This is a genomic window from Mycolicibacterium neworleansense (assembly GCF_001245615.1).
GTDB lineage: Bacteria > Actinomycetota > Actinomycetes > Mycobacteriales > Mycobacteriaceae > Mycobacterium > Mycobacterium neworleansense.
Window position 1 is genome coordinate 331,031 of sequence record NZ_CWKH01000003.1, and the last position, 14,384, is coordinate 345,414.

Sequence of the window (14,384 nt, forward strand, 5' to 3'; positions counted from 1 at the left end):
GCAGACGCAACGCAACCCATAACACCATCGAGCAAATGTGAGAAGCGCCGTGAAAGCAGGACTGAGATCAGATAGTGAGTTTGCTGTCAGGCCAACGTCGATGGGATCAGCGGCTCGTCGAGCAGCCGCCCGAAACGCTCGGTCAGCGTCACGCCGTCGGGGCGGTCGTCCAACCACCGGCGCAGCAATCGGTAACCCTCGATGTAGGTGCTGGTGTAGGCCCGCCACAACGGCGAGGACAGGAACCGCAGCGATTGCCTGGCCCGATCGTCGCCGACCAGCAGCCACCGCTTGAGAAATTCGGCCACCTCGTCGACGTCACGGTGCTCGTCGTGCAGCATCAGCGCCGCGTCCTGGCGCACGTCGGCCAGCCCGGCCATCGCCTCCGAGATCGCCTCGGCGCGTTCCCCGTCGAACCGCAGCCCCAGATCGGCATAGATGTCGGCGGCCCACGCGCCCCAGCCGGGTCCGACGATGGCGTGTAGCGCCAGGTCGGCCAGACCCTCGGCCATCAGGCATTGCGGGGTGTTGACGAGGAAAATCGTCTGTTCCAGCTCGCCGTCACGGGCCACCAGGCCGGCTTCTTTCCGGCAGTGCTCGGTGTGATGGCCGGGATACGACTCGTGGGCCACCAGCCTGGGCAGGTTGGCCATCTGCTGTTTGAGGTCGGCGTTGACCGCCACGGTGGACTTGTAGTCGCCCAGGTAGTAATTGAAGCCCGACCAGGGTTTGTCGGTGACCACCTCGTAGGTGATGGTCTCGGTCTCCGGCAGCGGGTAGGCGGCGCGCACCTTGTCACGCAGGGCCGACGAGAACGCGTGGATGCACTCCTCGAGGCGGGCGGGCGGGATCTCGTCCCCGCTGCGGTGCGCCTGGATCCGCTCGGCCAGTGGGCCGGTGCCGCCGAGTGCTTCGTCGAGTTTGGCGTGGGCCTCGCGGTAGCGCTCCGGATCGCCCTTGCTGATCCGCACGTCGAAGTAGGCCTGCACCTCGTCGACGAATCCGACCTCTTCACCGGCGAATTTCCGGCCCGCGCAATTGAGCGCCCGCAGGTGCGCGGCGATGTATTCGGCGCGGTCGCGGTCGAGATCGTCGGGGATCTGGGTGAGCAGGCGGTCAGCCTGACGGGCCAGATCGGCCGGGTCGGGCGGCGGCTCGTTCTCCACCGCCCGGCGCAGCTGCGGGTCGCCGGTGAAGGAGTCGACGTAGCCGTCCTCCACGCGGTCGAAGCGCAGTCCGAGGAGCAGATATTCGCGGATGAGGGCGGCCGAGTCCGCCGATTTGTCCGCTCCGAAGTCCATCCCGTTCGCCATGCCCACAACCGTAGATGTAAGACTGACCGAATGCCGCGGCCGAGCGAGCCGAGCCCCTATGTGGAGTTCGACCGAAGTCAATGGCGTGCACTGCGCATGTCGACACCGCTGAAACTCACCGAGGACGAACTGCTGCGCCTGCGGGGTATGGGCGAGAAACTCGACATCCTCGAGGTCGAAGAGGTCTACCTGCCACTGGCCCGGTTGATCCATCTGCAGGTGGCGGCGCGGCAACGGTTGTTCGCCGCAACGGCGGAGTTCCTCGGTGAGCCACAGCAGAATCCGGACCGGCCGGTGCCGTTCGTCATCGGCGTCGCGGGCAGCGTGGCGGTCGGGAAATCGACCACCGCCCGTGTGCTGCAGGCGCTGTTGGCCCGCTGGGGCCACCATCCGCGGGTCGACCTCGTCACCACCGACGGGTTCCTCTACCCGAACAAGGAACTCAACCGCCGGAACCTCATGCACCGCAAGGGATTCCCGGAGAGCTACGACCGGCGCGGCCTGATGCGCTTTGTCACCGCGGTGAAATCCGGCGCCGACGAGGTCTGCGCGCCGGTGTACTCACACCTGCTCTACGACATCGTGCCGGGCGAGAAGCAGGTGGTGCGGCATCCGGACATCCTGATCCTGGAAGGGCTGAACGTCCTGCAGACCGGGCCGGCGCTGATGGTCTCGGACCTGTTCGACTTCTCGGTGTACGTCGACGCGCGCATCGAGGACATCGAGCAGTGGTACATCTCCCGGTTCCTGACAATGCGCTCGACCGCGTTCGCGGATCCGGCCTCGCACTTCCACCACTACTCGACGCTGACCGATGAGCAGGCCGTGTTCGCGGCCCGGGACATCTGGCATTCCATCAACCGGCCCAACCTGATCGAGAACATCCTGCCGACCCGGCCGCGGGCCACCCTGGTGCTCCGCAAGGATGCCGACCATTCGATCAACCGGCTGCGGCTGCGCAAGCTCTAGCGGAAAACCGCTCAGCCGCGTTCCCAGCCGCCCCATTCGTTGCCGACGAACCGCTGGCCGTCGGCAATCACGAAGTGGTGCAAGAACACCTGGAGTGCGGGCTGCATCCGCTGGTGTAGTTCGGTCATCGCGGTGACCAGTTCGGGGGTCATCGGATCGACGCCCTCCGGCTTCTCGGGCGGGATCAGGCCCAGGTGCAGAGCCATCTCCAGCTGGTAGAAGGTGAAGTCGCCGTACGGCCGCTTGGGATCACAGCCGGGGACCTCGTCGTCGAAGTAGGGATCGGACAGTTCCCAGCTCATGTGCGCCAGCAAAGTGCGGTGCTGATCGGTGAAGCCGAACGGGCCAGACGCCGGCAGCTCCGCCACGAAGAACGAGTACTCATGGTCGGCCGGCGGTCGTTCGTAGCCGTATTCGCCTGTGGCACAGACCCCGAACCCGGTGGCGATGCGCAGCAGGTCGAGGTCACCGGGCTCGGTGTCCCAACCCGGCGGGAAGCACGGTGCGCCCACTTCGGTTCCGTCCCAGCCGATCCGTACCGCCCGCAGCCGCTCGGTGTGTTCTGGTGCCCAGTGCATTTCCACCCGACGATTATCAGCCCGCGCACGGGCAACGCCCAGAACCCTTGGGCTCTGGGCGTTGCGAGGGGTCAGGCCGGGATCCGCCGGACGCCGACGTACTGCAGCTCAGCCATCGCCAGCGTGTAGATGCCGGTGCCGATGACGAACACCACGCCCGCGGTGGTGAGCGTCATGGTGAATACGGCGACCAATGCGATCACCGTGCAGGCGGCGTTGGCGATCACCGTGCCGATACCGGCGGGGCGTACCCGCTCGATGCCGGCGAGGGCGAACACCGCGATGCCGTAGACGACCGAGAAGACGCCGACGCCATATTCGACGGATTTCGGCAGCCCGGTGAGATCGGCGAACCACCCGGCCGCGGCCAGCAGTGCGATACCGCTGATGCCGACGAGGACTGCGTCGAGCCGCATCGCCAGGCGCAGCAGCGAATCGGCTGCCTTCCTGGTGCCCGCGGTTCCGGTGGCGGTGATGGCGGTCATGATTCTCCTTCTTCCGGTGGTGATTTCCTGTCATGCATTCACTGAAGGTGTGGAGCACGGTGCGGGGATACTCGCCGTAACCTCTTCCGCCGGGCACCCCGCACCGGCTCGGGGAGGAGTCACGCCAGACGGCGCACTCCGCGGTATTGCAGCCAGGCCAACACGACGGTGGCGCTGACGAATCCGAGTACCAACTCGACACCGGCCCCGGTCAACGGCAACCAATGGGCCACGATGGCGATGACCGTGGAGATCGCGAAGACGACGTTGCCGGCGAGGACCGCGACGCCCACGCGCCGGACGTGCGAGACCGCAGCCAGGACGTACAGCAGCGCGCCGTAACCCACGAGGGCGGCGCCGACGAACCATCCGGCTGTGGCCGACAAACCGGCGATGCGGGCCAGCTGATCGGCGGCCATCGCCACCAGCAGACCGACGCCGGCACACACGGTGGCATCAGCTCGTAGGGCGAACCGCAGCAGGAAGTCGTCCGGGGCCGCTCCGGCAGTGGAGTCGGTTCGAGGTCGGTTCAGGATCGCGGTCATGTCGGGCTCCTCGGCGATGAGGGTGTCGATTGGTGGAACACCCTCGACACTGCTCACCGGGCGCTGCCAGATCGACGCCAATCACTGCCAACCACTGCCAAGCCCAGGTCAGCGCTGTTTTGAGAAAGCGGGAAATCTACCGGCCGGCCGACCCGGCCACCGGCGCCAGGTCGCCGCGCAGGTCCGCGGCGATCACCCGAGCCGCCGCGTTCTGCCAGTTGTGCAGTGAGCGCTGCGGCACCTCGGTGACCAGCCACTGCCAGGCCTGCCGCGCGACCGGGTCGAGCCCGGCCGCGGTGGCGTTCTGCGCGTAGGCGCGGACCCCGACGACGTAGGGGAAGTAAAGCGAGTTGTAGTGGCGCCACTGCTCGGTGGTGCCGAAGTCGCCGCCGTCGCGGGGCTTGAGCGCGGCGATGCGGTCGGCCAACAGTGCCTTGAGTTCGTTGGCCCGTTCCAGCGGCTGGTCCGGCGCCCCGCGCTCGGCCAGCCGGACATCGATGGCAGGCAGGGCGGTCAGCGGGCTGGCGACCAGTTTGGAAAGGTCGCCGTAGTGGCCCAGGGCGCGACGGGTGAGCCGGGCGAAGGCGTCGTCGTCGATGCCGCCCAACGGGTGATCGGACCGCAGCGGCAGCGCGGCCTCGGTCTGGCGCAGCGCTTCACGGTCGGCGCGAAGGTCCGGGGACCGCGAGAAGGCCAGCCGGTCGAGCAGTCCGGCCAGCGGGTCGGCCAGGACCTCCACCGCCACGGCGACGGCCAGGCTGGTGAACAACAGAATCGTCATCACGGTGCGGCCGGTGCCCGAATCCAGTACCACCATCCCGACCAGGGCCTGGGCCCCGAACGGAACCGCGACCACCAGCGTGCCGATGATCGAGCGGCGCATGTCCACCCGCAGTGCCTGGCCTTCGTCGAATGCGTCCCAGATCGCGACGGCCACTCCGAGCAGCGCGACGTCGAATCCCGTGGAGGCCAGGGCCAACCAGCTCGGCAGTAACCCGAGCGGGATGACCAAAATCACGTTGCCCAGGGCGAAGAACAGCGTCGCGACGATGATGAAACCCACCACCGACCGGGGTTTCGCACCGCCGAGCACAGCCTTGATCATGGCGCCCAGCGCGGACAGCGAGATCACCGCGAACATCACCCAGTGCCCGGTGCGGAGCGGGCCGTCGACACTGCCGGCCAGTCCGGCCCCGGCCATCGCCAGCACCGCGACGGCGAAGATCGCGGCGATCTCCCCGGCGCGGGAGCGGAAGGTGTCGGCCGGGCGGGCGAGTTCGACCATGACCGCGAACCAGGCGATGCCCGGCAGCGCCACCAGATAGATCTCGATGCGGCTGAGCACTTCCGAGCCGGTGACCAGCCGCACGGCGTCCAGCGCGACGACCAGCGCGAAGCTGGTCAGCCCGATCGCCGCGAGGACGAGGACGGGCTTACGCGGGTCGCGGGCGAGCAGGTAAAGACCCAGCCACCAGCTGAGCGTGAAGACCACTGCCGACAGCGCAGCCATAGCTTCAGTTTGGCACGCGCCTACTTTCCGAAGCGACGGTGCCGGGCCGTGTAATCGCGCAGCGCGCGCAGGAAATCGACGCGGCGGAAGGCGGGCCAGTACGCCTCGGTGAACCACATCTCCGAATATGCGCTCTGCCACAACAGGAATCCGGACAGGCGTTGCTCACCCGAGGTGCGGATCACCAGGTCCGGATCGGGTTGCCCTGAGGTGTAGAGGTTCTCCGAGATGCCGTCGACGGTGACCGCTTCGACGAGTTGTTCGGCGGTGGCGCCATTGGCCAGTTCCTTCGACAACAACGAGCGCACCGCATCGACGATCTCCTGGCGTCCCCCGTAGGCGACGGCGACGTTCACATGGAACTGCCCGCCCCGGCCGTTGGTCGATTCGACGGCCTCACGCAGCCGGCGGGCCGGCTCCTCCCCCAACAACTCCAGGTCACCGACGGTGCGCACCGTCCAGGTGTTCGACGGGGCGCAGATCTCCTCGACCACGTCGGTGATGATCTCGAGCAGGGCCGACAGCTCTTCGGGGTCGCGTTGCAGGTTCTCGGTCGAGAGCAGGTAGACCGTCGTCATCTCGATACCGGCGGCCTGACACCAGCGCAGCATCTCGGCGATCTTGGCCGCACCCATCCGGTAGCCGATGCTGACGTCGTCGTAACCCGCGTCACGCGCCCAGCGGCGGTTCCCGTCGCACAACACCGCGATGTGACGAGGTAGTTCAGATCGGGACTGCGCCAGCTCGTGACGCAACCGCATCTCGTAGAGCCGATAGGCCGGTTCCTTGAGTCGCGGGGGAATGATGTCCACGAGAGTCCAGACTACTGTGAGCGTCGGGGTAGACCATGGTTCCAATGGAGGTGAGATGACCGCGCCGACGGGTAGCACCAAGCCCTACCGTTCCGCGGCCGCACTGAGCCGGCCCGCAGAAGACCTGCCCGAAGCCGTCGCCGAAGGCGTCGCCCAGTTCCTCGGCAAACCGCGCGCCCGCGGCTGGATCCACGTGTACTCGGCGGTCGTCGCATTCATCGCCGGAGCGGCCCTGGTGTCGGTGTCGTGGTCGGTGGAATCGACCCGGGCCGGGCTGGCGACACTGCTCTACACCTTCACGATCGTGGCGATGTTCACCGTCAGCGGCACCTATCACCGGGTGAACTGGAAATCCGAGCGCGCCCGCAAATGGATGAAGCGCCTCGATCACTCGATGATCTTCATCTTCATCGCCGGCAGCTACACCCCGTTCGCCCTGCTGGCCTTGCCGGAATCCAAAGGCATGGTGCTGTTCTGGATCGTGTGGGGTGGGGCGATCGCGGGCGTGCTGCTCAAGATGTTCTGGCCGTCGGCACCGCGCTGGCTCGGCGTCCCGCTCTACATCCTGTTGGGCTGGGTGGCGGCCTGGTTCATCGGGCCGATCATGCACGGGGCCGGTGTGGCCGCGGTGGTCCTGCTGATCGTCGGCGGCGCGCTGTACAGCATCGGCGGCGTGCTCTACGCACTCAAATGGCCCAACCCGTGGCCGACCACCTTCGGCCATCACGAGTTCTTCCACGCCTGCACGGCGGTGGCGGCGATCTGTCACTACATCGCCATGTGGTTCGCCGTCTTCTGACGCGAAAGCCCCGCACCACCCAAAGGTGATGCGGGGCCTGCGGCAAGGACTAGAGGGTGACGGCGTCGGCCTGCGACCAGTAGGCCTTCATCGCGGTGATCTTGCCTTCGTCGTTGAACACCATCACGTCGATGGGCTCGATCCGCATGCTGCTGGTGCCGAAGTCGAGCGTGAGCCGGAAGTGGAAGGCGGCCTCGTGGCCGGCCACCCGCAGCGTCACCAGCTCGGCCTTGCCCTTGACGTTCTCCACGTTGGCGTAGAAGCCGCGGATGGCGGCCCGTCCGATGTGGACCTCACCGCCGCCCACCGGATCCTCGACGGTCGCATCGTCGGCGTACAGCTCGGCGATCTCGTCAGCGGTTCCGCTGGAGACCAATTCGAGGTAGCGGTTGACGGTCTGGGTGATCTGCTCGGCGTTGGGCATGGCCGCGAGGCTACACGGCGCCCGTTCCGCCGTCTGGCGGATCACCACCCAGCGAGACGGCGAGGTCCCCGACCGTGGTGACGGGCAGGTCGCACGTCGTGCCGCGACATACGTAGGCGGCGTCGACGCCGTCGACCCGGTCGCGATCCTTGAGCAGTTCTGATGAGTCGACCGGGCCCCCGACCACCAGTGCACCACCGGGGGCCAGCCGCCGCGCCGCGGTCAACAGGTCCGACGACGGATCACCGGCCACCGCGATCTGGATCGGTCCGCACACCTGCGCCTCGGCGACCGCCAGCCAGTGCCCGCCGGACCGGGCGGCGCGCGCCAGGATCGGTGTGGCCGAGGACAAAGTCGCCTGTGCCACATCGACATAGCGCCCAGACCCGGTCAGGTACCCGGCGCCCTGCAGCGCCTCGGCGATCAGCGAGGCACCTGACGGCGTGGCACCGTCGATCGGGTCGGCGGGACGCACCATGAGTTTCTCGGCGTCGTCCGCGGTGTCGAACCAGCGACCCGGCTGATCGGGATCGGCGAAGTGCTCCAACGCCGTATCGAGCAACACGACCGCCTCGGACAACCCGAAACCGGTGAGCTGGTACAGCGCCAGCAGCGCGGTGGCCAGCGCCGCGTGGTCCTCCAGGATCGCCGCGCTCTCCCCTACTCGGCCGCCGAGGCTGGCGCGGCGCAATCGGCCGTCGACCACGTGCAGATCAAGGAGCCGGCGTGCGCATTCGAGTGCCGCGGAAAGGTATTCGGGCCGTTCGAGAGCCACCGAGGCTTCGGCCAGTGCGGTGATGGCCAGCCCGTTCCAGGCCGTCACCACCTTGTCGTCCCGCGCCGGCTGGGGACGCGAAGCCCGGGCGGCCGACAACGCCGCACGCACCGACTCGAACCGCGCTACGTCGTCGGGATCGCGGTGCAGCTGCAGCACCGAGGCTCCGTGTTCGAATGTGCCGCGCTCGGTCACCCCGAAAAGCGAAGCCGCCCAAGCGCCGTCGTCATCGCCCAGAACCGAGCGCAGTTCGGCCGGCGTCCACACGTAGGTCAGCCCCTCACGCCCGCCGGCATCGGCATCCAACGACGAGGTGAACATGCCATCGGCGCCCAGATCCGACCCGATGAACGCCGCGGTCTCGTCAGCGATCCTGCGCGCCAACGGATCTCCGGTGCGGCGCGCCAGATGCGCATAGGCCCGCAGCAGCAGCGCGTTGTCGTAGAGCATCTTCTCGAAATGCGGCACCACCCAGTGCGGGTCGACGCTGTAGCGGGCGAATCCACCGGCCAGCTGGTCGTAGATGCCGCCGCGAGCCATCGCCGAACAGGTGCGCTGCACGGCCGCCAGGGCCGGGGCGGATCCCGTGCGTTCGTGGTGGCGCAGCAAACCTTCCAGCAGCGCTGAGGGCGGGAACTTGGGTGCGCCGCCGAAGCCGCCGTACGTCTCGTCCTCGTCGTGCAACACCGCGGCCACGGCATGGTCACACAACACCGGGCCGACCGGCGCCCCGCCGCCGGGCAGCCCGGCGGACATCTTCCGCAGCTCGGTGGCGATCTGATCGGAGGCCCGCTCGACCTCGTCGCGCCGGTCGCGCCAGGTCTCGGCGACCGCGTCCAACAGCTGCAGGAAGCCAAGTTTCGGGTAGTAGGTGCCGCAGAAGAACGGCCGGCCGTCGGGGGTCAGGAAGCAGGTCATCGGCCAGCCGCCCTGTCCGGTCAGCGCCACGGTGGCGTTCATGTAGACCGCGTCCAGGTCGGGGCGCTCCTCGCGGTCGACCTTGATGCAGACGAAGCCGTCGTTGAGCACCGCGGCCACGTCGGCGTCGGCGAACGACTCATGCGCCATCACATGGCACCAGTGACACGCCGCGTAGCCGATGGACAGCAGGATGGGGACGTCCCGCGAGGCGGCCTCGGCGAGCGCCTCGGGCGTCCATTCTCGCCAGTGCACCGGATTGTCGGCGTGCTGGCGGAGATACGGGCTGGTTGACCCGCCGAGCGTGTTACCCGCCACCCTGCTCACGTGACTGACCCTGGCGGTCATCGGGAGTGGTGTCGGCCGCATCGCCTTCGGTGTTCTCGACGGTGCCTTCATCGGCAGCCTGGTCCGGCTCGGGGTGTTCCCGGTCGAAGGATTCGGGCAGCTTGCGCAGATGCCGGTTCATCGACCAGACCAGCGCGAAGGTGCCGATCAGCAACGCCACCGTGACCAGCAGGCCCAGCGGGGTGGCCTTACCGAACTCGGGCCCGGTATTTCGGGGCTCCTCGGCGAGCAGTGTGACCACTGCGGTCAAAGTGTCGATCATTTCTCAATCCCGGTGAACAGGTCGTCTTCCGGCAGATTCACCGGCACGCGCGACCGCGCCAACTCGAACTCTTCAGTCGGCCACAGCCGCTGCTGCCACTCGATCGGCGCATGGAAGAAGTCGCCTTTCGGGTCGATCTGGGTCGCGTGCGCGCGCAGCGCATCGTCCCGCTGACTGAAGTACTCCGAGCATTCAACACGGGTGGTGACCCGGTTGGCGAATATGTCGTGATCGGGGTCCCAGTGCTCCAGCCATTTGGCGAAGGGTCCCTGCTGACCGTTCTTGGCGAATTCGTCCTGCAGCAGTTGCATGCGCTGGCGCAGGAAGCCGTGGTTGTAATACAGCTTCGACACGGCCCAGGGCGTCCCGGCCTCGGGGTACAGCCGGTAGTCGGCCGCCGCCTCGTAGGCCGCCACCGACACCTGGTGGCAGCGGATGTGGTCGGGATGCGGGTAGCCGCCGTTCTCGTCGTAGGTGGTCAGCACGTGGGGCTGGAATTCCCGGATCACCTGGACCAGGCGGCGGACCGGCTCCTCGAGCGGCACACATGCGAAACACCCGTCCGGCAACGGGGGCAGCGGATCGCCCTCGGGCAGCCCCGAGTCGACGAAACCCAGCCAGTGGTGCTCGACGCCGAGGATCTCGGCCGCCTTGGCCATCTCGTCGCGGCGCACCTCGGAGATCCGGCCGTGGACCTCGGGGATGTCCATCGCCGGATTGAGAATGTCGCCGCGCTCTCCGCCGGTGAGCGTCACGACCATGACGCGCACACCTTCAGCCGCATAGCGCGCGGTGGTAGCCGCCCCCTTGCTGGACTCGTCGTCCGGGTGGGCATGCACCGCCATCAACCGCAGTTCACTCATTTCGCTTTCATCTAACTACGGCGTCCTCTTACCTATGCCCGATACCCAAGCCCACAGCCGGTAGCCCGGTGCCGGGCTCGGGTGGCCAATCTGTCTCGCCCTATAGTTCCAGTTCTGATGATCGAACGCCCCGCCGCCCGCTACGGATCCCGCCAATTGTCCCGCCGGACCCGGCGATGGATCACGTTTGCCCTGGTCGGTCTGGTGGTGGCAGCGGGTGTGATCCTCGCGGTAGTGGCCTTCCAGCGGCTTGGCACCGGTGAGGTGAAGGGCGAGCTCTCGGCCTACGAGCTGATCGACAACCAGACCGTGTCGGTGACGATCGGGGTGACCCGTCCCGACCCGTCGAAGCCCGTGGTGTGCATCGTCCGGGCCCGCTCGATCGACGGCAGCGAGACCGGCCGGCGCGAGATCCTGGTGGGCCCGTCGGATCAAACCGTGGTGCAGGTGACCGCGGAGGTGAAATCCAGCCGACCCCCCGTGATCGGCGATGTCTATGGTTGCGGGACGGACGTACCGTCTTACCTGGTGGCGCCCTGATTTCGACGCCCGCAACAAACGTCGAACAGCCATTACGTGAAGATTCGTTGGCCGCTCGGTGGTACGATTGTCCGATACACGGTTCCTCGCTGGGGCCGTGTATTGCTGCATTAGCCCTCGATTAGGCGCTGACGCTCGCGGCAATACACGCGCCTGACCCCGGCCCGGAAACGACGGACTTCGTACGCGAGGAAGGCGCGAGAGCGCCGCAAAGCACTAGACAGGAGCGCGAGAACATGACCGACACACAGGTCACCTGGCTCACTCAGGAAGCATTCGACCGGTTGAAGGCGGAGCTCGATCAGCTGATCGCCAACCGGCCGGTGATCGCCGCCGAGATCAACGACCGTCGCGAAGAGGGCGACCTGCGCGAGAACGGCGGCTATCACGCCGCCCGCGAGGAGCAGGGCCAGCAGGAGGCCCGCATCCGTCAGCTGCAGGAGCTGCTCAACAACGCCAAGGTCGGCGAGGCTCCCAAGCAGTCCGGCGTCGCGCTGCCCGGTTCGGTCGTCAAGGTGTACTACGACGACGACAAGAAGGACACCGAGACGTTCCTGATCGCCACCCGCCAGGAGGGCATCAGCGACGGCAAGCTCGAGGTGTACTCCCCCAACTCACCGCTGGGCAGCGCACTGATCGACGCCAAGGTCGGCGAGTCGCGCACCTACACCGTGCCCAACGGCAACACCGTCAAGGTCACCCTCGTCAGCGCCGAGCCCTACCACGCCTGACGGAACAGCCCGGGCAAAGCACTACAGTCGGGGAAATGGCGCAGATCGCCGAAGACCTGTTCTTGCTGTTGCTGGACAACGCAGCCGCTCAGCCCGGGCTTGACCGCCACCGCAGGGAGAAAGTACTCAGCGCCGCAGTTCTGCTGGATCTCGCCTACGCCTGCCGTATCCGCCCGGCCATGACCGGCGAACCGATCGAAGCCGGTCGGCTGATCGCGTTGGCCGGTGATTGGCCCGCCGACCCGGTGGGTGACCCCGCGTTCGAGCTACTGCAACGCCGTCCGTTGCCGGCCGGTACCGCACTGGCCAAGCTCGGCAGGCACACCCAGTCGAACCTGGAGCAGCATCTCGAACGGCTGGGGCAGATCCGTCGGGTCCGCATGCCCGGCAAGGGGTTTCCCGGCAAGACGGTGTACTGCTGGCCGCTGACCAACCGGGACCGGGTCAGCAATGCCCGGGCGGCCCTGCTGGCCGCCTTGTTCGACGGCCACAACCCGGTACCGGCCATCGCCGCGATCATCTGCCTGCTGCATGCCGTGGACGGCCTGGGCGCCGTGCTGAGCCTCAACGACCGGGGCTGGCGGTGGGTGCATGCCCGGTCCACCGAAATCGCCACGGGCTTTTGGCTGGACGAGTCCGCGTCGGCACTGCCCGAGATGAATCTGGCAGTGACGACGGCGGCGTTGCGTCCGGCCCTGATGGCCTAGGGTTTCCCCGGCGTTACTTGCCGAGGGCCTGTTCGAGGTCGGCCAGCAGATCGGCGGCGTGCTCGATACCCACCGACAGGCGCACCAGGTTGTCGGGCACCTCCAGCTGCGAGCCCGCGGTCGACGCATGCGTCATGGCCCCCGGGTACTCGATCAACGATTCCACCCCGCCGAGCGATTCCGCGAGGATGAAAAGCTCGGTCCGCGAGCACAATTCACGCGCAGCACGCGGTCCGCCGCGCAACTGCAGGCTCACCATCCCACCGAACCCGGTCATCTGGCGCGCCGCCACGTCGTGGTTGGGGTGGCTGACCAGACCGGGATACAGCACGGTCTCGACTGCCGGGTGCCCGTCGAGGAATTCGGCTATCAGCGCGGCGTTTTCGCTGTGCTGACGCATCCGCAGCACCAGCGTCTTGAGCCCACGCATCGTCAGGTACGCGTCGAACGGTCCCGGCACCGCCCCGGCGCCGTTCTGCAGGAACGCGAATGCCGCGTCGAGTTCCTCATCGTTGGTCAGCAGAGCGCCGCCCACCACATCCGAGTGTCCACCGATGTACTTGGTGGTCGAATGCAGCACGATGTCGGCACCGAACAGCAGCGGCTGCTGCAGCGCCGGCGAGGCAAACGTGTTGTCCACCAACACCTTCACCCCCGACGACGATGCGATCTGCACGATCCCGGCGATGTCGGCCACACTCAGCAGCGGATTGGTCGGGGTCTCCACCCAGATCAGCCGGGTGCGCGGGGTCAGCGCCGAGCGCACCGCATCCAGGTCGCTCAACGGGACCGGGGTATGGGTGACTCCCCACTGGGAGAACACCTTGTCGATGAGCCTGAACGTACCGCCGTAGGCGTCGTCGGGGATCACCACATGATCGCCGGGCCGCAGGACTGCACGCAGCGCACAGTCGGTGGCGGCCATGCCCGAGCTGAACGCGCGCCCGTAGGCGGCTTCCTCGACCGCCGCCAGCGCCGACTCCAGGGCCTGACGGGTGGGGTTTCCGGTGCGGGCGTACTCGAATCCGCCGCGCAACCCGCCGACGCCGTCCTGGGCGAAGGTCGAACTGGCATAGATCGGGGTGTTGACGGCTCCGGTGCCCGGATCGGGCCGGTAACCGGCGTGGATGGCTTTTGTGGCCAGACCGTGCCACCTGCGCTGTTCACTCATAACGCGTCGAGCCTATCGGGGCGGGCACGAACGCGCCCGCCCCACCACCTCACGACGGTTCAGTTGCGCAGCTTGCGGCCGTACTTGTCGGGCACCGACCGGGTGAACATCATGACCGCATCCACCACGGCCCAGATTCCGACGCCGACACAGATGAAGAGGCCGACGATCAGCCACGACGTGAGGATGCCGAGAATGGTCAGGCCCAGCTGGATCGCGCCGATGTTGGTGGAGCCGATGTAGAAGCGTCCGATGCCGAAACCGCCAAGGAAGAACTGCAGGAGACCGGCCGTGATGGCCGACTTGTCCGACAGCGGCTCGCCGGTCAAGGGGTCACGACCGTAGGGCGCGGCCGGATCAGCGGGATAGGCACCGTACGGCTGCGGCTGCCCCGGGTATCCGGGCGGCGGCCCCTGGGGTGGGTACCCGCCGTATGGCTGGAATCCCTGTGGCGGCATTCCTTGCGGGGGCATACCCGGCGGCGGGAAACCCTGCGGGGGCAGTCCCTGAGCGGGCGGACCCTGCGGAGGCAGCCCGTAGTTGTCTCCCGGCTGATTTGGCATAGACATTGCGGCCCCGACTTTCTGCGAATGCGCTTGATTCAAATGATGTCACGGACCACAACGCCCACGGC

General features: G+C 67.3%; 17 protein-coding genes. 5 read left to right on the forward strand and 12 right to left on the reverse strand.

Annotated features, from left to right (window positions below):
* Positions 1-86 precede the first annotated feature (86 nt).
* Positions 87-1,313: a DUF885 domain-containing protein gene (locus tag BN2156_RS26055; RefSeq protein ID WP_090517879.1), complete on the reverse strand. Its 1,227-nt coding sequence runs from the start codon at positions 1,311-1,313 to the stop codon at positions 87-89.
* Between the two features lie 30 nt (positions 1,314-1,343).
* On the opposite strand from BN2156_RS26055, the gene coaA reads away from it, so the two are divergent.
* Complete coding sequence (gene coaA / locus BN2156_RS26060) at positions 1,344-2,282, forward strand: type I pantothenate kinase (protein WP_090517880.1); 939 nt, start codon at positions 1,344-1,346, stop codon at positions 2,280-2,282.
* Positions 2,283-2,293: 11 nt separating this feature from the next.
* Here coaA and BN2156_RS26065 read toward each other — a convergent pair whose 3' ends face one another.
* The 5 genes from BN2156_RS26065 to BN2156_RS26085 form a co-directional block, all read right to left on the reverse strand.
* The gene (locus BN2156_RS26065; protein WP_235625547.1) at positions 2,294-2,860 is read right to left on the reverse strand and encodes a hypothetical protein; all 567 of its coding nucleotides are present in this window, start codon (positions 2,858-2,860) and stop codon (positions 2,294-2,296) included.
* Between the two features lie 71 nt (positions 2,861-2,931).
* Positions 2,932-3,345, reverse strand: coding sequence for a hypothetical protein (locus tag BN2156_RS26070; protein WP_090517882.1), 414 nt, complete (start codon positions 3,343-3,345; stop codon positions 2,932-2,934).
* Between the two features lie 119 nt (positions 3,346-3,464).
* Positions 3,465-3,890, reverse strand: coding sequence for a hypothetical protein (locus BN2156_RS26075; protein WP_090518563.1), 426 nt, complete (start codon positions 3,888-3,890; stop codon positions 3,465-3,467).
* A gap of 136 nt (positions 3,891-4,026) precedes the next feature.
* Positions 4,027-5,400 carry a hypothetical protein gene (locus BN2156_RS26080; protein ID WP_090517883.1) on the reverse strand — a complete coding sequence of 458 codons (1,374 nt, stop codon included), beginning with the start codon at positions 5,398-5,400 and terminating at the stop codon, positions 4,027-4,029.
* Between the two features lie 20 nt (positions 5,401-5,420).
* Positions 5,421-6,212, reverse strand: coding sequence for a (2Z,6E)-farnesyl diphosphate synthase (locus tag BN2156_RS26085; protein ID WP_090517884.1), 792 nt, complete (start codon positions 6,210-6,212; stop codon positions 5,421-5,423).
* A gap of 55 nt (positions 6,213-6,267) precedes the next feature.
* On the opposite strand from BN2156_RS26085, the gene trhA reads away from it, so the two are divergent.
* Positions 6,268-7,011, forward strand: a complete 744-nt coding sequence (gene trhA / locus BN2156_RS26090) for a PAQR family membrane homeostasis protein TrhA (protein ID WP_090517885.1) — start codon at positions 6,268-6,270, stop codon at positions 7,009-7,011.
* A 49-nt stretch (positions 7,012-7,060) separates the two neighbouring features.
* Here trhA and BN2156_RS26095 read toward each other — a convergent pair whose 3' ends face one another.
* From BN2156_RS26095 to mca, 4 genes are read right to left on the reverse strand one after another with little or no spacing between them, the layout of a single operon-like run.
* On the reverse strand, positions 7,061-7,435 hold the full coding sequence (locus tag BN2156_RS26095; protein WP_090518564.1) for a nuclear transport factor 2 family protein: 375 nt from the start codon (positions 7,433-7,435) through the stop codon (positions 7,061-7,063).
* 10 nt (positions 7,436-7,445) lie between these two features.
* Positions 7,446-9,455 carry a thioredoxin domain-containing protein gene (locus BN2156_RS26100; protein ID WP_235625502.1) on the reverse strand — a complete coding sequence of 670 codons (2,010 nt, stop codon included), beginning with the start codon at positions 9,453-9,455 and terminating at the stop codon, positions 7,446-7,448.
* Positions 9,436-9,738 (reverse strand): hypothetical protein, encoded by a 303-nt coding sequence (locus BN2156_RS26105; RefSeq protein ID WP_090517887.1) that lies wholly within the window; start codon positions 9,736-9,738, stop codon positions 9,436-9,438. Before BN2156_RS26105 ends, BN2156_RS26100 begins: the two co-directional genes overlap by 20 nt.
* Complete coding sequence (gene mca / locus BN2156_RS26110) at positions 9,735-10,601, reverse strand: mycothiol conjugate amidase Mca (protein ID WP_090517888.1); 867 nt, start codon at positions 10,599-10,601, stop codon at positions 9,735-9,737. Before mca ends, BN2156_RS26105 begins: the two co-directional genes overlap by 4 nt.
* A gap of 117 nt (positions 10,602-10,718) precedes the next feature.
* Between mca and BN2156_RS26115 the strand changes: the two genes are divergently transcribed.
* The 3 genes from BN2156_RS26115 (at position 10,719) to BN2156_RS26125 (ending at position 12,579) form a co-directional block, all read left to right on the forward strand.
* Complete coding sequence (locus BN2156_RS26115) at positions 10,719-11,141, forward strand: DUF4307 domain-containing protein (RefSeq protein ID WP_090517889.1); 423 nt, start codon at positions 10,719-10,721, stop codon at positions 11,139-11,141.
* A gap of 236 nt (positions 11,142-11,377) precedes the next feature.
* Positions 11,378-11,872: a transcription elongation factor GreA gene (greA, locus tag BN2156_RS26120; RefSeq protein WP_019346394.1), complete on the forward strand. Its 495-nt coding sequence runs from the start codon at positions 11,378-11,380 to the stop codon at positions 11,870-11,872.
* Positions 11,873-11,907: 35 nt separating this feature from the next.
* Positions 11,908-12,579 (forward strand): GOLPH3/VPS74 family protein, encoded by a 672-nt coding sequence (locus tag BN2156_RS26125; protein ID WP_090517890.1) that lies wholly within the window; start codon positions 11,908-11,910, stop codon positions 12,577-12,579.
* Positions 12,580-12,592: 13 nt separating this feature from the next.
* Here the strand turns inward: BN2156_RS26125 and BN2156_RS26130 are convergent, their stop codons facing one another.
* The gene (locus BN2156_RS26130) at positions 12,593-13,750 is read right to left on the reverse strand and encodes a cystathionine gamma-synthase (protein ID WP_090517891.1); all 1,158 of its coding nucleotides are present in this window, start codon (positions 13,748-13,750) and stop codon (positions 12,593-12,595) included.
* Between the two features lie 59 nt (positions 13,751-13,809).
* Positions 13,810-14,319 carry a TM2 domain-containing protein gene (locus BN2156_RS26135; protein WP_235625503.1) on the reverse strand — a complete coding sequence of 170 codons (510 nt, stop codon included), beginning with the start codon at positions 14,317-14,319 and terminating at the stop codon, positions 13,810-13,812.
* Positions 14,320-14,384: the final 65 nt, after the last annotated feature.